The 18,147-nt window shown below is 67.8% G+C and carries 16 protein-coding genes and 4 riboswitches; of the genes, 8 read left to right on the forward strand and 8 right to left on the reverse strand.

Annotation, left to right across the window (positions count from 1 at the left end; genetic code table 11):
- Positions 1 to 39: 39 nt before the first annotated feature.
- Positions 40 to 570: a flavin reductase family protein gene (locus ACHAA4_RS06270; protein ID WP_435773331.1), complete on the reverse strand. Its 531-nt coding sequence runs from the start codon at positions 568 to 570 to the stop codon at positions 40 to 42.
- An 8-nt stretch (positions 571 to 578) separates the two neighbouring features.
- Positions 579 to 665, reverse strand: a riboswitch (SAM riboswitch).
- A gap of 260 nt (positions 666 to 925) precedes the next feature.
- A riboswitch (SAM riboswitch) is annotated at positions 926 to 1,012 on the forward strand.
- A 5-nt stretch (positions 1,013 to 1,017) separates the two neighbouring features.
- Here ACHAA4_RS06270 and ACHAA4_RS06275 point away from each other — a divergent pair.
- Together ACHAA4_RS06275 and ACHAA4_RS06280 are read left to right on the forward strand one after the other, a co-directional pair.
- Positions 1,018 to 2,295 carry an acyl-CoA dehydrogenase family protein gene (locus ACHAA4_RS06275; RefSeq protein ID WP_435773332.1) on the forward strand — a complete coding sequence of 426 codons (1,278 nt, stop codon included), beginning with the start codon at positions 1,018 to 1,020 and terminating at the stop codon, positions 2,293 to 2,295.
- Between the two features lie 92 nt (positions 2,296 to 2,387).
- Positions 2,388 to 3,791 (forward strand): LLM class flavin-dependent oxidoreductase, encoded by a 1,404-nt coding sequence (locus tag ACHAA4_RS06280; RefSeq protein ID WP_435773333.1) that lies wholly within the window; start codon positions 2,388 to 2,390, stop codon positions 3,789 to 3,791.
- 102 nt (positions 3,792 to 3,893) lie between these two features.
- On the opposite strand, the gene ACHAA4_RS06285 is transcribed toward ACHAA4_RS06280, so the two are convergent.
- The 3 genes from ACHAA4_RS06285 to ACHAA4_RS06295 all read right to left on the reverse strand — a co-directional run bounded on the left by ACHAA4_RS06285 (position 3,894) and on the right by ACHAA4_RS06295 (position 6,937).
- Positions 3,894 to 4,730 (reverse strand): ABC transporter permease, encoded by an 837-nt coding sequence (locus tag ACHAA4_RS06285; RefSeq protein WP_435773334.1) that lies wholly within the window; start codon positions 4,728 to 4,730, stop codon positions 3,894 to 3,896.
- A complete protein-coding gene (locus ACHAA4_RS06290; RefSeq protein WP_435773335.1) occupies positions 4,727 to 5,806 on the reverse strand; it encodes an aliphatic sulfonate ABC transporter substrate-binding protein in 1,080 nt (359 codons plus the stop codon). Before ACHAA4_RS06290 ends, ACHAA4_RS06285 begins: the two co-directional genes overlap by 4 nt.
- 234 nt (positions 5,807 to 6,040) lie before the next feature.
- Positions 6,041 to 6,937: an ABC transporter ATP-binding protein gene (locus tag ACHAA4_RS06295; RefSeq protein WP_435773336.1), complete on the reverse strand. Its 897-nt coding sequence runs from the start codon at positions 6,935 to 6,937 to the stop codon at positions 6,041 to 6,043.
- A gap of 9 nt (positions 6,938 to 6,946) precedes the next feature.
- Positions 6,947 to 7,059: riboswitch (SAM riboswitch) on the reverse strand.
- A gap of 121 nt (positions 7,060 to 7,180) precedes the next feature.
- Positions 7,181 to 7,280: riboswitch (SAM riboswitch) on the forward strand.
- 7 nt (positions 7,281 to 7,287) lie between these two features.
- On the opposite strand from ACHAA4_RS06295, the gene ACHAA4_RS06300 reads away from it, so the two are divergent.
- The 6 genes from ACHAA4_RS06300 (at position 7,288) to ACHAA4_RS06325 (ending at position 13,468) form a co-directional block, all read left to right on the forward strand.
- A complete protein-coding gene (locus ACHAA4_RS06300) occupies positions 7,288 to 8,169 on the forward strand; it encodes a methionine ABC transporter ATP-binding protein (protein WP_435773337.1) in 882 nt (293 codons plus the stop codon).
- A complete protein-coding gene (locus tag ACHAA4_RS06305) occupies positions 8,169 to 8,837 on the forward strand; it encodes a methionine ABC transporter permease (RefSeq protein ID WP_106122520.1) in 669 nt (222 codons plus the stop codon). Before ACHAA4_RS06300 ends, ACHAA4_RS06305 begins: the two co-directional genes overlap by 1 nt.
- A gap of 230 nt (positions 8,838 to 9,067) precedes the next feature.
- Positions 9,068 to 9,940: a MetQ/NlpA family ABC transporter substrate-binding protein gene (locus ACHAA4_RS06310; protein WP_435773338.1), complete on the forward strand. Its 873-nt coding sequence runs from the start codon at positions 9,068 to 9,070 to the stop codon at positions 9,938 to 9,940.
- Entirely contained in the window at positions 9,937 to 10,839 is a 903-nt protein-coding gene (locus tag ACHAA4_RS06315; protein ID WP_435773339.1) for a MetQ/NlpA family ABC transporter substrate-binding protein, read from the forward strand. Before ACHAA4_RS06310 ends, ACHAA4_RS06315 begins: the two co-directional genes overlap by 4 nt.
- The gene (locus tag ACHAA4_RS06320) at positions 10,836 to 12,056 is read left to right on the forward strand and encodes an acyl-CoA dehydrogenase family protein (RefSeq protein ID WP_435773340.1); all 1,221 of its coding nucleotides are present in this window, start codon (positions 10,836 to 10,838) and stop codon (positions 12,054 to 12,056) included. The genes ACHAA4_RS06315 and ACHAA4_RS06320 overlap by 4 nt, the downstream gene beginning before the upstream one ends.
- On the forward strand, positions 12,053 to 13,468 hold the full coding sequence (locus tag ACHAA4_RS06325) for an LLM class flavin-dependent oxidoreductase (RefSeq protein ID WP_435773341.1): 1,416 nt from the start codon (positions 12,053 to 12,055) through the stop codon (positions 13,466 to 13,468). Before ACHAA4_RS06320 ends, ACHAA4_RS06325 begins: the two co-directional genes overlap by 4 nt.
- Here ACHAA4_RS06325 and ACHAA4_RS06330 read toward each other — a convergent pair.
- The 4 genes from ACHAA4_RS06330 to ACHAA4_RS06345 all read right to left on the reverse strand — a co-directional run bounded on the left by ACHAA4_RS06330 (position 13,402) and on the right by ACHAA4_RS06345 (position 18,136).
- Positions 13,402 to 14,160 carry a hypothetical protein gene (locus ACHAA4_RS06330; RefSeq protein WP_435773342.1) on the reverse strand — a complete coding sequence of 253 codons (759 nt, stop codon included), beginning with the start codon at positions 14,158 to 14,160 and terminating at the stop codon, positions 13,402 to 13,404. The genes ACHAA4_RS06325 and ACHAA4_RS06330 overlap by 67 nt on opposite strands.
- Positions 14,161 to 14,247: 87 nt before the next feature.
- On the reverse strand, positions 14,248 to 14,865 hold the full coding sequence (locus ACHAA4_RS06335) for a hypothetical protein (protein WP_435773343.1): 618 nt from the start codon (positions 14,863 to 14,865) through the stop codon (positions 14,248 to 14,250).
- Between the two features lie 161 nt (positions 14,866 to 15,026).
- Complete coding sequence (gene panD / locus ACHAA4_RS06340) at positions 15,027 to 15,449, reverse strand: aspartate 1-decarboxylase (RefSeq protein WP_435773344.1); 423 nt, start codon at positions 15,447 to 15,449, stop codon at positions 15,027 to 15,029.
- 149 nt (positions 15,450 to 15,598) lie between these two features.
- Entirely contained in the window at positions 15,599 to 18,136 is a 2,538-nt protein-coding gene (locus ACHAA4_RS06345; RefSeq protein WP_435773345.1) for an HAD-IC family P-type ATPase, read from the reverse strand.
- Positions 18,137 to 18,147 lie beyond the last annotated feature (11 nt).

The following is an 18,147-nucleotide window of genomic DNA, read 5'->3' on the forward strand; positions in this document are numbered from 1 at the left end:
GTGAAGCGGGTGTGGGTGGTCAAGAAAGGGTCCTTCGAGTCAGCTCAGGGTGGTCAGGGTCTTGAACTCGTGCTGGTGGAAGACCAGTCCAGGGGCCCCCTCGGTGAAGCCGAGGTCCAGGATCTCGAGCACGATGATGTCGTGGTCTCCGGCGCGGACCCGGTCATAGATCCGGGTGCGCAGCCACATCGGGACCCCGTCGAGCAGCAGCGCCGAGCCATGGAGCTGGTAGTCCACCCCGGTGAAGCGGTTGGCCCGATCCTTGGACGCGATCTGTCGGCACAGCCCGTTCTGGTCGCGGCCGAGCACCGAGATGCCCAGGTCGCCTCCGCTGTGCTCGAGCTTCGGCCAGGTGGAGGAGTTGTGCTGGACCGCCAGGGTGACCAGGGGCGGCTCCAGCGAGACGCCCACGGTGAAGGTGGACGCGATGATCGCCTCGGGGGTCCCGTCGACCTCCGCGCCGACGGCGACGACGCCCTGCGGGAACTGGGCCAGGGCATGGCGCAGCGCAAAGGGATCCACGCGGGATGCGTCAGCGGGGTTCTCGAGGGTGCGAGCAGGAACAGACATGCAGATCAACTCCATCGGTCCTGGCGTTAGCACCCGGCGTGTCCGGGTTGCTGCGGCGTCTCTGAGCCAGATCTCTCAGCCGCTCGGGATGGTTACGGTTCAACGCTACGCGTGGTCCCGTTCCCCAGCAAGAATTGTTCGCACTGTGAGACGCCGCATGACATTCCAGGGACGGGTCGGCGCCCCGTTCGCCCACGATTCGTCCGATGAACAAACTAGGACTCCTTGAAGATCCACCGCATCGGCGTTCATGAATATCGATCGTCAAGTGGGCGCCGAGGCGCAGCTGAGTTCAGACATGCGGCGTCATCTGAACTTGACGGATGAGCCCCAAGACCCTCTATATTTAGCGTCATCACCATCCAGAGCGACTGAGGGATCTGGCCCGAAGACGTCGCAGCAACCCGGACATGCCGGGTGCTACCGCCAGAATCGATGGAGGAAAGAATGAACATTCAACTGCCTGTGCCTCAGATTCTGCGTGACGCCGTCGAGCGTGTCGGTCTCTCCGCGCTCGACCGGGAGCGCAGCCGTGAGCTGGCCCGCGAGGAGGTCAAGGACCTCGTCGCCGCCGGCATCGGGCGGCTCCGCGTGCCCGAGCTGGCGGGTGGCTTCGGCCTGGACTGGGTGCAGACCACCCAGGTCCTCCTGGAGCTCGCCGCCCAGGACAGCAACATTCCGCAGGTGCTGCGCGGTCACTTCGCGGTCCAGGAGGATCTGCTGTGGCGCGCAGGTACCGAGGCTGACTCTGAGTCCGACCCCGCGCCGCTCGTGCAGCGCTGGCTCGCGCGGCTGACGGCCGGGGAGCTGGTCGGCAACGCGTGGACCGAGCCGGGCAAGGGGGGCTTCCACCAGTCCGGCACGGTGGTCACCGAGACCGATGCCGGGCACGTGGTCAATGGGGTGAAGTACTACACCACAGGGGCGATCTTCGCGGACTGGCTCGACGTCACCGCCCGGGACGCCGCAGGTCGAGAGCTCGCGGTGCTGGTGCGCCGGGACCAGCCCGGTGTGGAGATCGACGACGACTGGGACGGCTTCGGCCAGCGCACCACCGGCTCCGGCACGGCGCGGCTCACCGATGCCGTGGTGGAGGAGGCCGAGCTGCGCGGGCTGACCGATCGGTTCCCCTACCAGACCGCGCTCTACCAGCACTTCCTGCTGATCGTGCTCGCCGGCGTCGCCGAGGCCGCGGCCCGGGACGCCGCGGCGCTGCTGCATGAGCGCTCGCGGACCTTCTCCCACGCCAACACCCGCACTCCGCGCACGGATCCGCAGCTGCTCCAGGCCGTCGGGGAGGTGGATGCGGTCGCGGCGCTGGCCCGGGCGCAGGTGCTCGCCACCGCCGCGAGCCTGGATGCCGCCTTCGCGGCGCGGACCAGCGCCCAGGACGCGCAGATCGCCGCCGCCAATGCCGTGGAGCTCGCCACGGGCCGCGCCCAGGTGGCGCTGCACCGTCCCGTGCTGGAGGCGGTCACCCGGATCTTCGATGTCCTGGGTGCCTCCGGGGTGAGCCAGTCCCGCGGCCTGGACCGGCATTGGCGCAACGCCCGCACCGTCACCAGTCACAACCCCTGGGTCTATAAGGCCCGGATCGCGGGGGACCACCGGGTCAACGGCTCCGAGCCGGTCCGACTGTGGAGCGTCGGCGAGCCGACGCTGAACGATGAACCTGCCCCGGCCAGCCCGCCAGACGCCACGGTCAGCGCCGCACCGAGCGCCTGAACCTCACCTGCACCTGCCTCCCGTCCGCCGGGGCCCGATTTTCGGTGAACGCCGATATCTGTCAGTGATCCGAACCCCAAGGAGAACCACGAATGACCTTCCCGACCACCGAGTCCGGCAAGCGCGAGATCCTCTTCAACGCCTTCGACATGAACTGCGTGGTGCATCAGTCCCCGGGACTGTGGCGGCACCCGGATGATCGTGCGCGGGAGTACAACACGATCGGCTACTGGACCGAGGTGGCGCAGATCCTCGAGCGCGGGCTCTTCGACGGCCTCTTCATCGCCGACGTGCTGGGCCCCTACGACGTCTTCGGCTCGAACCCGGAGGCCGCGCTGCGCTCCGGGGCGCAGATCCCGCTGCAGGACCCGTTCCTGCTGGTCTCGGCGATGGCCGCGGTCACCAAGCACCTCGGCTTCGGCATCACCGCGGGCACCGCCTACGAGCACCCCTACCCGTTCTCCCGGCGGCTGGGCACCCTGGATCACCTGACCGGTGGACGCGTGGGGTGGAACGTGGTCACCGGGTACCTGCCCTCTGCGGCGCAGAACATGGGCCAGGACGACCAGATGGAGCACGATCGCCGCTACGACCATGCCGATGAGTACCTCGACGTCGTCTACAAGCTGCTCGAAGGCTCCTGGGAAGACGACGCCGTCCTCGCTGACAAGGCCTCAGGCGTCTTCACCGACCCGGCGAAGGTGCACCGGATCGAACACCACGGCGAGTTCTTCAAGACCCCTGGTATCGGCGTGGTGGAGCCCTCCCCGCAGCGCACCCCGGTGATCTACCAGGCCGGCGCCTCCAGCCGAGGCCGCGCCTTCGCCGGCAAGCATGCAGAGGCCGTCTTCATCAACCCGCCCACCAAAGAGCTGGCGAAGGCCTCCGTGGCCAAGATCCGTCAGTCGGTGGCCGAGGCCGGACGCGATCCCTATTCGGTGCGGATCTTCGCGATGCAGACCATCGTCACCGGCCCGGACGACGACGCCGCCCAGGCCAAGTACGACGACCTGGCCCAGTACATCGACGCCGAGGGCGGACTGGTGCTGATGTCGGGCTGGATGGGCATCGACCTGAGCCAATTCGATCTCGACCAGCCCATCGGCGACGTGAAGTCCAACGCCATCCAGTCCACCGTGGAGACCTTCCAGAAGGCCTCGGGCCGGGAGGACGAGGTCTGGACCGTCCGGCAGCTCGCCGAGTGGGTCGGCGTCGGCGGCTTCGGCCCGGTGATCATCGGCGACGGACCGAGTGCCGCGCAGCAGCTCATCGAATGGCAGGAGGAGACCGACGTGGACGGGTTCAACCTGGCTTATCACATCACTCCCGGGACCTTCGAGGATGTGGTGGAGCACGTGGTCCCCGAGCTGCAGAAGCTTGGTCGCTATAAGACCGAGTACGCCCCGGGCACCCTGCGCAACAAGCTCTTCGGCGCCGGCGACCACCTGCCCGAGGACCACCACGCCGCGCAGTTCCAGCTGCGCCGCAGAAGCTGATCACCCCCACTGCGCGAAATACCGGGGCTTCCGCGATCTACCTCGCCGATGGTGTGGCTGGTAGAACGCGGAAGCCCCGGTAGAACGCCGAGAGGGGGAGGGTCAGGCCCAGGTCTTGAGCGCCTTGCGCTCGAGCACCCCGAGCAGGGTATCGGTGAGCTTGCCCAGCAGAGCCAGCAGCACGATGGCCAGCAGCAGCCGGTCGGTGCGCCCGTTGTTCCTCGATTCGTCCAGCAGGAAGCCCAGTCCCTCCGAGGAGGCCAGCAGCTCGGCGGCCACCAGGAACAGCCATGCCTGAGCCAGGCCCAGGCGCAGCCCGGAGAACACGCTGGGCACGACGGCAGGAAGCTGCACCGTACCGAGCAGCCGCACGCCGTGGAACCCGAAGGCTCGCCCGGCCTCGACCAGTTGGGCGTCCACGTGCCGGAGCGCCGAATGCACCGCGGTGAACACCGGGAAGAATGCTCCGATCGCGATGAGGATGACCTTCGAGTCCTCGTCGATTCCGACCCAGAGCAGCAGCAGCGGAACCCAGGCCAGTGAGGGCACGGCACGGAAGGCGCCCACGGTCGGGTGCAGCAGGGCATCGGCGATGGAGGACAGTCCCAGCAGCGAGCCCAGCGCCAGACCCAGCGCGGCACCGATCCCGAAGCCGATCAGCACGCGCTGCAGCGAGATCGTCATGTGATCGATGAGGTCTCCGGACTCGAAGAGCCCGAGCCCCGCGCTGAAGACGGTCTGCGGGGCGGGAAGCTGGACCGGGCTGAACGTGCCGGTCCCTTCGGTGACCAGCCACCACAGCCCCAGCAGCAGCAGCGGGACGACGGCGCCGATCAGCAGTCCGCGTCCTGGCACCTTTCTGCGCCGGCGCCTTCCGGGTGTTCGGGCCGGGGCATCGGCCGGCTGGGTCGTTGGCGCCGTGGAAAGGGTCTCGCTCACTCGTCAGTCTCCTCGATATCGGCCTCATCAGCCGCGTCCTCGGTGCCTGCGGCGTCGGTGGCCTCGATGTTCTCAGCGAAGTCGGTGTAGAACAGCGACTCCAGCGCCTCGTCCACAGCGTCCTGGCTGTCCACGTCGCCGTTCTCCACGAAGAACGGTCCGGCGGCCTCCATCGCGGCGCGGACCTCGTCTCCCGGCACAGGATCCACCTCGAAGTTCGTGCGCTCGGAGATGACGGCCTCGGCGATCTCCAGTTCCAGCCCCGCGTACTCAGCGAGAATCTCGGCGGTGCCGTCCGGGTTCTCCTTGGCCCACTCGCGCGCCTGCTCGTAGACGTTGACCACGATCTGCGCGACGTCGGGGTGGTTCTCCACGAATTCGCCGGTGGCGTTGACCACCGAGTAGGTGTTGAAGTCGACGTTGCGGTAGAGCAGCTCGGCGCCGTCGGCCTCGGCGCCGGCCATGATGGGATCCAGGCCGGCCCAGGCGTCCACGTCGCCGTTGGCCAGTGCCTGCCACCCGTCGGCGTGCTGCAGGGACTGGACCTCCACGTCATCCACACTGAGCCCGGCCTCCTGGAGGGACCGTGCCATGAAGAAGTAGGGGTCCGTCGCGGGTGTTGCCGCGATCGACGCTCCTTCGAGGTCCTCCACCGATTCGATGTCGGAATCCCCGTCGGTCACAAGCGCAGACCACTCCGGCTGGTTCTCGATCATGATCGTGTGGGTGTCGGCGCCGACTGCGCGGTTGAGCAGCGCCGCCGAGCCTGCGGTGGATCCCACGTCGATGTTGCCGGCGCGGAGGTTCTCGTTGGCGACGTTCGAGCCTGTGGACTGCACCCACTTCACATCGACGTCGAGCTCCTCGAGCTCCTCCTCCAACCAGCCGTTCTCCAGGATGATCAGGCTCAGCGGGTTGTAGGTGGCGAAGTCGATGTTCAGCGTCTCGAGCTGCTCATCCTCACCGCCGTCGCCGCCGCATGCGGTGGCGAGCAGCGCCACGGCGGCGGCCGCCGAGACCGCCTTGACGGAGGTGCGGCGGGGGCGTGAGGAGCGGGAAGCGGTGGTGCTGGGCATGGGGGAGGGCCTTTCGGTACTTCAGTGATGGACAGTGTGCTGGAAGTTCTGAGTCGTGCATGTCAGGTGCAAGCGGGTGGATGCCTCTGAAGAGATCGGCTGTCCGGTGATGACCGGGATCCGACCGAAGGGTGAGCGAAGAGTGCATCGGACAGCTGGCCGGTGCGCTTCGGTGCTGGTGCTGGGAGGGTCAGGGCTGCGCCCGGCGGTCTCTCCACGGGGTCAGTGGTGGGGTCAGTGGCTGTGTGAGTCGACGCCGAGCCCGGAGAAGAGCTCACCGCGCAGCGCCGCCAGTTCGGCTGAGGCGCGATCGCGCGGACGCTCACCGGGCACGTTCAGCAGACGAGCGATCGTGGCGCCCTCGGCGGGGTCGGGATCGGCCGGATCCTTGCCCAGGAGGAGCACGCGGTCTGCGAGCTGCAGCGCCTCGTCCACGTCGTGGGTGACCAGCAGCACCGTGGTGCCGGTCTGCGCATGCAGATCTAGCAGCAGGTCCTGCATCTTGAGCCGGGTCAGTGCGTCGAGGGCGCCGAAGGGCTCGTCGAGCAGCAGCACGCCGGGGCGGCGGGCCAGGGCGCGGGCCAGCGACGCCCGCTGTGCCATGCCGCCGGAGATCTCCCGGGGCCGCAGCGACGCACGGTCATGGAGCCCGACCAGCTCCAGGAGCTCATTGACGCGTTCGCGGCCCTCGGACTTGGACAGGCTGCGCGGCAGGCCCAGACTGACGTTCTTGTGGATCGAGCGCCAGGGCAGCAGTCGCGGCTCCTGGAACCCGACCGCAGTGCGTTCGTCATAGCGCTGCACCGGGGAGCCGTTGATCAGGATCTCACCGGTGCTTCCGGTGTCGAGACCGCCGACGGCGCGCAGCAGCGTGGACTTGCCGCAGCCGGAGGACCCCAAGATCGCCAGCACCTCGCCGGGGGCGATCTGCAGGCTGACGTCGCGCAGCACGGTGCGGGAGCCGAAGCCCCGGCCGACGCCGGAGAGCTTGACGTCCAGCGAGGTGTACTGCGCTCGGCTCGCCGGCGCTTCAGCGGGCGCGGCAGAGACCTCGGAGGTGTCTGAGGTGTCGGCAGTGTGCGCAGGGGTGACTGCGGCGGTGCCGTTCAGGGTGGAGGCAGGCGAAATCATCAGAGGATACTCCCATCGATCCTGGCGGTAGCACCCGGCGAAAAGACTCCTCATCTGAGGGGTCCCTCCCTGGGTTGCTGCGGCGTCGACGAGCCAGATCTCTCGGCCGCTCGGGATGGTACGCGGATCAGACTACGCCCAGCCGGGGAATCCGATCAATGTCACGCTCACTCAATGAGACAAAACGCAACACATATCCCGACTTGACTTTTCGCCCAGGTTCGCCCTTAGAGTGAGGGCACTCAACCATCCAGAGCGACTGAGAGATCTGGCTCGAAGACGTCGCAGCAACCCGGAGGGCCTCACAGCCTCGGCCGGGTGCTAACGCCAGGACCGATGGAGCATGCCTCATGATTTCGCTTACCCATGTCTCGACGACCTTCGCCGCCCGCGGCAGGGAGCCGCTGACCGCAGTCGATGACGTCAGCCTTGAGGTGCCGCGAGGCAGCATCCAGGGCATCATCGGGTTCTCAGGCGCCGGGAAGTCCACGCTGCTACGCAACATCAACCTGCTGGAACGCCCCACATCGGGCACCGTGAGCGTCGCCGGCACCGAGCTGACCAGCCTGGATGACGCGGCCCTGCGCCAGGCCCGGCACCAGATCGGCATGATCTTCCAGGGGTTCAACCTGGTCAACAACCTCACCGTCGCGCAGAACGTCGAGCTCTCACTGAAGTTCGCCGGGGTCAGGGACCGGCGGGAGCGTCTCCGCCGGGCCGCAGAAGCGCTGGAGATCGTCGACATCACCGACAAGACCTCCGTCTATCCGGCACAGCTCTCGGGTGGCCAGAAGCAGCGGGTGGCGATCGCCCGGGCGCTGGCCACCAAGCCGGAGGTGCTGCTCTGCGATGAACCGACCTCCGCGCTGGACCCCTTCACCACGGCCACCGTGCTGCAGTACCTGGCTGACGTGAACCGTGAATTCGGCATCACCGTGGTGATCGTGACCCACGAGATGGAAGTCATCAAGGCCCTCGCCGACAATGTCGCGGTGATGGAGGACGGTCGCGTGGTGGAGGAGTTCCCCGCCTCGGAGCTTCGCCGGGAGGGTTTCAACCCCCGCACCTCGATCGGGAAGTATCTGCTCACCGATGGGATCCGGCTGGACCGCAGCGGCCCCCGAGCGCACGAGTCGACAGCTGATCCGCAGGACCCGGACGCCGCGCAGACGGGCTATGCACGCCGGTCCCAGCACACCGCGCTCGCCGCTTCGACAGGGGGTGTGCGCTGATGAACCTCGTCATCGAACGACTCCCCGAGATCAACCAGGCCATGTTGGAGACCTTCGCGATGATCGCGGTCGCCATCCCGGTGGCAGTCCTGCTCGGCACCCCGCTGGGCATCTGGCTCTTCGTCCACGCCCCCGACGGGCTGGCGCCGCGACCCCGCTCCCACGCCATCGTCTCCGGACTGGTCAACATGATCCGGTCCTTCCCCTTCCTGATCCTGCTCATCGCGATCATCCCGTTCACCCGGTTCGTGGTGGGCACGTCGGTGGGCACCGCCGCGGTGATCGTCCCGCTGACCATCAATGCGATCCCGTACTTCGCGCGCCTCGTCGAGCAGAACATCACCCAGCTGGGCTCCGGCGCGGTCGAAGCCTCCCGGGCCATGGGAGCGACCCGCGGACAGATCATCCGCAATGTGCTCCTGGTCGACGCCAAGCCCGGACTGATCGGGTCCATCACCATCACCACGGTCAGCTTCATCTCCTATTCGGCGATGTCGGGACTGGTCGGCGGCGGCGGGATCGGGGATCTGGCCATCCGGTACGGCTACTACCGATACGAGACCCCCACCATGATCGCGGCCATCGTGCTGATGGTGCTGCTGGTCTCGCTGGTGCAGTTCACCGGCACGCGGGTCGCCCGCGCCTCGGACCGGCGCATCACCGCCTGAGCCACCGCACCGGCTGAGCCGACATACCGCGTGGCCCAGGATCACCGCCTGATCAGGAGCAGAGCCTGACCAGATTCCTGCAGGCCGGTCCTCCGCCTTCCAGGCTCACCGCGCTCCATCACCACACCTGATCTCCACACCCCGGGGCTGGCGCCCGACGTCGCGCCCTGGTCATCTCCGCACACCCTCTGGGCCCCTTGTTGCCCAGCAAGAGAAAGCAGCTCACACCCATGAACGCTCGACGCCCCGCGATCCTGACCGGCGCAGTCCTGTCCACCGCCGCCCTTGGCCTGACCAGCTGCGGACTGGTGGAGGACGATGAGACGATCAGCATCGTCGTCACCGAATCCGCACCTTTCCAGGAGCCCGCCGAGATCGCCGCGGAGCTGCTCGAGGAGCAGGGCTACGAACTCGACATCACCTATATGACCGACATCGTGCAGCCCAACCAGGTGGTCAACCAGGGTGAGTTCGAGGGCAACTACTTCCAGCACCTGGCCTATCTGAACAATTTCAACCAGTCCAACGACACGGAGGTCGAGCCGCTGTTCTCGGTGTACTACGCCCCGGCCGGACTCTTCTCGCTGGAATATGACTCCCTGGAGGAGCTGCCGGATGGCGCCGAGATCAACCTGCCGGTGGATCCCTCGAACAATGGCCGTGCGCTCCGGCTCCTCGCAGATGAGGGCCTGATCGAGGTCGACGAGTCGGTCTCCGTCATCGAGCTCACCCAGAACGACATCACCGACAATCCCCGGGACTTCCAGTTCGTGGAGACTGACCAGCAGTCCGCGGCGCAGGTGCTGCCCGACGTCGACGCCGGATTCGCCTTCGTCCGGCTGATCGCGGAGGCGGACCTCGATGTCGAGGAGACGACGCTGAGCATCGAAGACGGCCGCGAAGAGGTGCGCACACCGTTCACCTGCGTGGTCGCCGTCGGGCCCGACGGGGTCACCGACGAACAGGCCCAGGCGCTGCAGGACGCCTTCCAGTCCGAAGAGGTCGAGCAGTGGTTCGAGGAGTACCAGGGCGGGGTCATCGACTTCGAGGACTTCATGACCACCGAGAACGCCGAAGAGATCTGGACGGACTTCAGCGCATGAGCTCTTCCAGCTCCCCCACACTCTCCCGACGTCGAGTATTGAGCGGTTCACTGGGCATGGCTGCTCTGCTCGGCGTCGGGAGCCTGACCTCGGGCTGCGGTCTTGTGGATCGGATCGAAGGTGACCGCACCCTGCGCCTGGTGGTCACCGAGAATGCTCCCTTCCAGGAGCCGACCCGGATCGCGCAACGGATCCTGGAGGCCGACGGATGGGAGTTCGGCGCCACCTACGTGACCGACATCATCCAGCCGAACCACGCGGTGAACAACGGTGAATACGACGTCAACTTCTTCCAGAACATCAGCTACCTGCGCCAGTTCATCGCGGACAACGACTTGGACATCGAGCCGATCTTCTTCATGTTCGAACAGCCCTCCGGGATCTACTCCGAACAGTACGACTCCCTCGAGGAGCTCCCGGACGGAGCTCAGATCGCCCTGCCGGTCGACACCGCGAACAACGGGCGCGGGATCCGGCTGCTGGCTCGCGGAGGTCTGATCGAGATCGACGAGTCCAAGCATGTCGCCGCGCTCAGCGTCCGGGACATCACCGCGAACCCCAAGGATCTGCAGTTCATCGAGGTGGACCAGCAGTCAGTGGGCCAGATCTACTCGGATGTGGACGCGGTCTTCGGCTTCGCCCGGCTGCTCGCAGAGATTGATGTGCTCCCCGACGAGGTGCTGATCATGGAATCCGCCGAGGAGGCGCTGCCGTTCGCCCTGGCGGTCTGCGCTCGCCCGGGCTTCCGCGAGGAGCAGCCCGAGCGGTATGAGGCGCTGAAGGCCGCCTATCATTCGGCCGAGGTGCGCGAGTGGTACGGCGAGTACCTCGACGGGCTGCTCAACCCCGCCTTCGACCGAGACATCGACGCCGCATGGGAACAGGTGAACGCTGCATGACCCGCACGATTCCCCACGATCTGCTGATCCGCATCCGGGAAGGCACGGTCACCCGGGAGCTGGACCGGGTCCTGCCCTTCGAGCAGGTCAGCTGGCTCGACGACGTCGGCTTCGGCGCCCTGCGCGTGCCGGCCGAGTTCGGCGGCGAGGAGATCAGCGTCGAAGAGCTGATCACCGAGGTGATCGCGCTCGCCGAGGCCGACTCCAACATCGCCCACCTCTATCGAGGCCACTTCGGGTTCGTCGAGTCGCTGCGCTTCCAGCCGTCTGCTGTGCGGGAGCTCTGGTACGCCCGGGTGCTCAAGGGCAGCACGGTGGGCAACGCCTCCACTGAGAAGGGCGGCAATGCGCTGGGCAGCCTGAACACCCGGCTCGACCGCGACGAGGACGGCGCGGCGCAGCTCACCGGGGCGAAGTACTACTCCACCGGCACCATCTTCTCGACCTACACCAGGGTCTCCGCCGCGCAGGCGCAGGAGGGGGAGGGTCGGCGTTTCGCGGTGGTGCCCACCGACGCCGCCGGGGTGACGCTGCTCGATGACTGGGACGGCTTCGGGCAGAAGCTCACCGGCACCGGGACGACCCTGCTGGACTCGGTCGCCGTGGAGGATCTCGGCGTGCTCGGACGCAGCCCCGGCGATCACGAGTCCGTCCACGAGGCGGCGTTCTTCCAGCTCTATCTGCTCGCCGTCCAGACCGGCATCGCCAAGGCGGCGCTGGCAGATGCGACCTCCACCCTGGCGCGCCGGACCCGCACCTTCAACACCTCCACCGCAGGTCAGGCCTTCAGCCAAGATCCTCTGATTCAACAGGTGGTGGGCAGGATGTCCTCCAAGGCCTTCGTTGCAGAGGCTGCGGTGCTCCAGGCGGCCCGCACCTTGGACAAGACGCTGGTCGCGGGGCTGCAGGCCGGCACCGGCGACCCGGACTTCCAGGGTGAACCGCCGCGAGAGATCCACGATGCGGAGATCGCCGTGGAGAAGGCCCAGATCAGCGTGCCCGACCTGGTCCTGGCGGTGACCTCCGAGCTGTTCCAGACCGTGGGCGCCTCCGCCACGCTGCGCACCAAGGCGCTTGACCGGCACTGGCGCAACGCTCAGACCATCGCCACCCACAACCCGATCGTCTTTCGTGCCCGGTCGCTGGGAGACCACGAGATCAACGGCACCCTGCCCCAGGGACTCAACGCGATCGGCGAGGCCAAGGAGAAGCCATGACCATCCATTTCAACGCCTTCGACATGTTGGTCCCGGTGCATCAGTCCCCGGGCCTGTGGCGCCATCCGGAGTCGCGGATCGAGGAGTTCGACACGCTCGACTACTGGTCCGAGCTCGCCCGGACGGTGGAGCGGGCCGGATTCTCCTCGCTGTTCCTGGCCGACATTCCAGGGGTCTATGACGTCTACGGCGGCACCGCCGACTCCGCGGCCCGGGGGGGAGTGCAGTTCCCGCTGCTGGACCCGCAGGTCATCGTGCCGGCGCTGGCAGCGGCCACCACGCATCTGGGCTTCGGGCTGACCGCGTCGGTCACCTATGAGGCTCCCTACTCCCTGGCTCGACGGTTCGCCACCCTGGATCACCTGACCCGGGGCAGGATCGCCTGGAACATCGTCACCAGCTATCAGGACTCGGCGGCGCGCAATCTCGGTCTCACCGAGCAGATCCCGCACGATGAGCGCTATGACCGGGCCGACGAGTACCTCGAGGTGATGTACAAGCTCTTCGAGCACTCCTTCGAAGAAGGCGCGGTGCTGGCGGACAAGTCCACCGGGGTCTTCGTGGACCCGGAGAAGGTCCACCCGATCGAGCACCAGGGGCAGTGGTTCACCGTGCCGGGCGAGATGCTCACCCACCCAGGCCCGCAGCGCACTCCCTTGCTCTTCCAGGCAGGGTCCTCCGCGCGGGGCCAGAGGTTCGCGGTGGACCATGGAGAGGCGATCTTCGTGATCAGTTCCTCCCCGGAGCGGCTGGGGACCCAGGTCTCCGACACCCGGGCGGCGCTGCAGGAGGCTGGGCGGGATCCTGAGTCGGTCCGCTTCTTCGCCATGGCCACGATCATCGTGGCCGAGACGTCGGAGCTCGCCCAGGCGCGGCTGGCCGAATACCGGGAGTATGTGGACACCGCCTCTGCGCTGACGCTCTTCGGCGGATGGACGGGCGTGGATCTGTCGAACCTGCGTGATGACGATGTGGTCGCCGATGTGCAGACCGAGGCCAATCAGTCCGCGCTGGCGATGTTCACCAAGGACCCGACGAAGCGCTGGACGGTCCGTGATGTCGCCGAGTTCATCTCCATCGGCGGTCGCGGACCGCTGATCGTGGGCGACCCGGTCGAGGTGGTCGATGAGCTGGTGCGGTTCAAGGAGCTCTCGGGGGTGGATGGTTTCAACATCTCAGCCGCGGTCCGTCCGGCCGACTTCGAGCGCTTCGAGGCCTTCGTGACTCCGGAGCTGCGCCGACGAGGACTGTTGCCCGAGCGCCCGGAGACGCCGGTCACCCTGCGCGAGACGCTGCTGGGGGAGGGGCCGCATCTGCGATCCGACCACCCTGCGCGTCGGGCCGGTCAGCGCGAAGCGCGGAGCAGGATCTCATCGGCGATCGCGCCGGCGACGTCCCTGGGCTCCCCGTAGGCAGGCAGGTGTGCCTCACTGATATCGGCGTCGGGGAGCACTGAGCGGACGACGGCGCTTTCGGCGGACTCCAGGTCCGGCACCTCAAGGTCCACGGCGGCGGCGAAGAGCCCAGGCACAGCCATGACCGCCTCCACCGCGAGCTCGTGCAGAGCGTCCGCCAGCACGGCGGTCACGTCGATGCTCAGTCCGCCGGCGGCGATCTCGGCGGAGTCCTGCGGCTGCCCGGCCTCGTCCGGCGCGGGCGCCTGCTCCGCGGGGGGCAGCCGGAGCAGCGAGGCGCAGACCCGCTCTCCGACGACGAAGGCGCGGATTGTGCTGGGTGCCGCGGGCTCTACCGAGGTCCTCTGCTCAGGCTCATGTCCGGCCTCGGCCGGCATCGCCGGGGACTCCTCCGTGGCCAGAGGCACCTCTTGGATCTGCAGGTGTCTGCGCAGCAGGTTCGGATCCGCCGTGATCCTGCGCGCATGGGCGCTGACCAGCGTGGTGACCGCCGCGTCCATGCCACCGACGACCACGCCTCCGAAGACGAAGACCTGGCTGTTCTCGCCCACGGACTTCAGCGTCACTCGGCGCCGGCGCAGGGCCCGCCGCAGCAGCTGGTCGTGGCGCGGAGACTCTGGGTATTCGTTCAGCGTGCGGGAACCGAGGGTCTCGGCGATGAGTCGGGCGGCGACGGTCTCAGACGGCATAGGTCTCAGGATATAGGTTGGCCGTGGGCCCGGCCCCTTTCTCAAGGGACCGGACCCACGGCCGTCGCTATTCGTGTGTGCCTGGGGTCAGCGTCCGTTGTTGCCGGACGGCTTGTTCGACGCCCCGCCGGTGCTTGAGGAGCCGGACCCGCTGCCGTCGGAACCGTTGCCGCCGGTGCTCGAGGAGCCGGACCCGCTGCCGCCGGAACCGTTGCCGCCGGAACCGTTGCCGCCGGTGCTGCCGCCGGTGCCGGACCCGCTGCCACCGGTGCTCGACGAGCTGGACCCGTTGCCGGAGGAGGAGCCGGATGAGCTGCCCGAGCCGCTGGAGGCACCGCCGGACTTCTGCTCAGCTTCCTCGGCCTGCTTCTGCACCTTGTCGGCGGCCTGATCGACCAGCTTCTCGGCGTTGCTGCCAGCCTTCTTGACCGCGTCTTCGGCGAGCGCTGCGGCATCGACGACTTTGTCGGTGACCGGTGAAGCGGCGTCGTTGGCGTGCTTCTTGACCGAGTCGGTCACGGTGGAGACGTACTGCTTGGCGGTCTCTCCGGCCTTGGTGACGGTCTCCTGGACCTTGGGGTCCTTCCAGGTCTCCGCGGCGCTCTTCTTCACGGCGTTGAGACTCCGCTCGAATTCTGCCTTGCCGCGCTTGCTGCCGATGATGTAGCCGATGGCTATGCCGGCGCCCAGTGTGAATAGTCGCATGGTCAACTCCGTTCCGTTGGTGAATGTCTCTCGTGTCTTACGAGTCCCTTTAGAACCTAGTCTGCTTTGCACACCGATGTCACGGCCATGACCCCTGATGGACCCTGATTCGACCCTTGTCTCACCCCGAGTCCTCCGCCGGAGACGGCAGCCGGGGCGGCTCAGCTGAGGACGGCGGTGCGGGGGTCCAGCTGGTCGATCGCGCCCGGCACCGGCTCCGCCGGGTCCTGGCCCAGGGCCACGATGCGGTTCTCGGAGTCCACGTGGACGACGCGGGGCCGGTGGTCGGCGAGCTCCTGCGCGTCCAGCATCACGTAGGTGATCAGGATGACCAGGTCTCCAGGATTCACCAGGTGCGCGGCCGCACCGTTGATGCCGATGACCCGCGAGCCGCGTGGGCCGGCGATCGTGTAGGTCTCCAGGCGGGCCCCGTTGGTGATGTCCACCACCTGGACCTTCTCGCCCTCCACGATCCCTGCGGCGTCGAGCAGGTCGGCGTCCACCGTGATGGACCCGACGTAGTGCAGGTCCGCGTGGGTCACGGTGGCGCGGTGGATCTTGCCGCCCATGACGGTCCTCAGCATGCTCGGCTCGCTCTCGACGAAGAAGGGTTGATGTTCACGTGGTTCATTATCCAGCGTCCGCGGCGGACCGGAAATTCCCGGCCGCGGCACCCGTCCGCACACCAGCCCCGAGCCCCGGACCCGGACCCAGCGCGGCCCGAGGTTCGGGCTCATGCCTTGGCTCGGCGTTCGGTGAGCGCGGTGACGGCTCGGCTGCCGACCTCGACCAGCCCGCAGCCCAGGATGCTGGCGACGAATGCCGCAGCCAGCAGCTCGGCCGAGGGCATTGCGAAGAGGTGATACTGCTGGGAGATCGGCAGCAGCAGCACCGCGGCCAGCAGGAGGTACATGGTCCCGATCAGCGCCACCCGCGGGAAGGTCAGCGGGCGCAGCGCCACGCTGAGCACCCAGAGGCCCACTGCGGTCAGGCACAGCGTGGCCGCGGTCTGGATCGCGGCTGAGGGCTCTTGGAGATAGCGGCCGAACGCGCTGACCGTAATCACCGCGAGCACGATCGCGATCGCCGTCGGGATGGAGAAGAGCATCGAGCGGCGGAGGAATCCCGGCCGGTAGCGCCGCGGATTGGGCATCAGTGCGAGGAAGAACGCCGGGAAGCCGATCATCAGGAAGTCCACCGTGGAGAACTGCCGCGGCAGGAACGGGAACTCCCAGAACAGCAGCCCGTAGATCAGCCCGAGCAGGATCGCGTAGGCGGTCTTGGACAGGAACAGGTGCGCCACCCGTTCGGTGTTGGCGATGACCTTGCGGCCTTGTTCGAGCACCGAGGGCAGTCGGTCAAAGCGCCCGTCGAGCAGCACCATCCGGGACACCGCCTTGGTGGCCGGGGCCCCGTCGCCCATGGCGATCCCCAGATCGGCCTTCTTCATCGCCAGGGCGTCGTTGACGCCGTCACCGGTCATCGCCACCACATGTCCGCCAGCCTTCAGCGCCTCCACCATGGTGCGCTTCTGCTCGGGGGAGACCCGGCCGAACACCGAGTGGTGTTCCAACACCTCGCGCAGCTCCGCGGGGTCTTCGGGCAGCGTGGAGGCGTCCACGGCGTCGCCCTCGATGACCATGCCCACCTCGCGGGCCACCGCCGCCGCCGTCTTGGGAGAGTCCCCGGAGATCACCTTCAGCGCGATGTGCTGCTCGCGGAAGTATTCCAGCGTGGCGTGGACCTCGGGGCGGACGTTCTCCTTGAAGGTCAGCAGCGCCACCGGGACCATGCCCGGCGGCAGTCCATGCCCGCGCCCGAGCGGGCCGGTGCCGCCGGCGATGAGCGGACCGTCGAGCGGCGCATGGGCGAGCAGCATCGTGCGCAGTCCGCGGCTGGCGAGCTCATCGGTGCGGTTCAACAGCTGTTCCGTGTGCACCTGGGGGTCGGTGGAGTCCCCGCGGAGGATCTCCGGGGCGCCCAGCACCCAGTGCCCGGCCAGGCCGCCGGCGTCCTCGGCGAAGCTCACCGCGGAGAAGCGCCGGGCGGAGGAGAACTGGACCTGGCTGGCCACCCGGTGCCGGGGCAGCGCGGTGTAGGGCGCGCGCAGCGCGGCCGCGGTGGCGTTGGCACGCTCGTCGGCGCCGAAGAATGCCAGCACCTGCTCCCACTCCTCGGTGCCCTCCAGCGCGGTGGACGCCGCGCCGCGGCGCCGCGTGGAGTCGAATCCCTGCGGGTTCAGCGCGGTGGCGCGGTGGAAGGCGATGGTGCCGTCGGTGAGCGTGCCGGTCTTGTCCAGGCAGACCACGTCCACCCGGGCCAGGATCTCCACGGCCGGCTGCTCCTGGAGCAACACGTTCTCCTTGGAGAGCTTCACCGCGGCCACCGCGAACGCGATGGTCGTCATCAGGGCCAGCCCCTGCGGGATCATCGCCGTCACCGAGGACACCGAGGTGACCAACGCGTCCCGCCACTGGCCCGACTCCCAGGCGGCGTTCCAGCCGCCGAAGGCCTGCATCTGTCCGTTGAGCACCACCGCGACGATCGGAACCAGCACCAGCGAGAGCCACAGCGCGATCTTCTCCATCGCCCGGCGCAGCTCAGAGTTGATCTTCTGATACTGCTTGGCCTCGGTGGCCAGCCGCACCGCATGGGCCCGCTCTCCGACGGCGGTCACCCGGAACCTGCCGGAGCCGGCGACCACGGCGGTCCCGGAGAGCAGGCGGTCATCGCGTCGCTTGGCCACGGCGTCGGACTCCCCGGTGAGCATGGACTCGTCCACGTCGAGGCCCTCGGAGCTCAGCACCTGGCCGTCCGCGGGGATCTCATCGCCGCGGCGAAGCTCGACCACGTCGTCGAGCACGATCTGTTCTCGGTGGATCTGCAGGAGCATCCCGTCGCGCAGCACCCGCACCTCGTCCTGGTGCAGCAGCGCGATGGCGTCAAGCTTGCGCTTGGCGCTGTATTCCTGGAAGAGCCCGATGAAGACGTTGGCGACGGCGGCGACGGCGAAGAGCAGGTCCAGCCAGCGTCCCAGCAGGATGATCGCCAGCGCGCAGATCCCGATGATCAGATTGAACAGCGTCATCAGGTGGGTGCGCAGGATGTCGGTGATCGAGCGGGAGGTGGTGCGCGGCTGGATGTTGGCAAGGCCCAGCCGGTTGCGCTCCAGGACCTGGACCGAGCTCAGCCCGAGGGCTTCGAGCGACGTGGGGTCGACGGCGGACCGAGTCTCCGCGGTGTCGCGGGTCGCAGTCTTCTGGGCAGCCACAGGGCCAGAGT

Origin of the sequence: Nesterenkonia maliinae, from assembly GCF_051262655.1 — a bacterium.
Lineage (GTDB): Bacteria > Actinomycetota > Actinomycetes > Actinomycetales > Micrococcaceae > Nesterenkonia.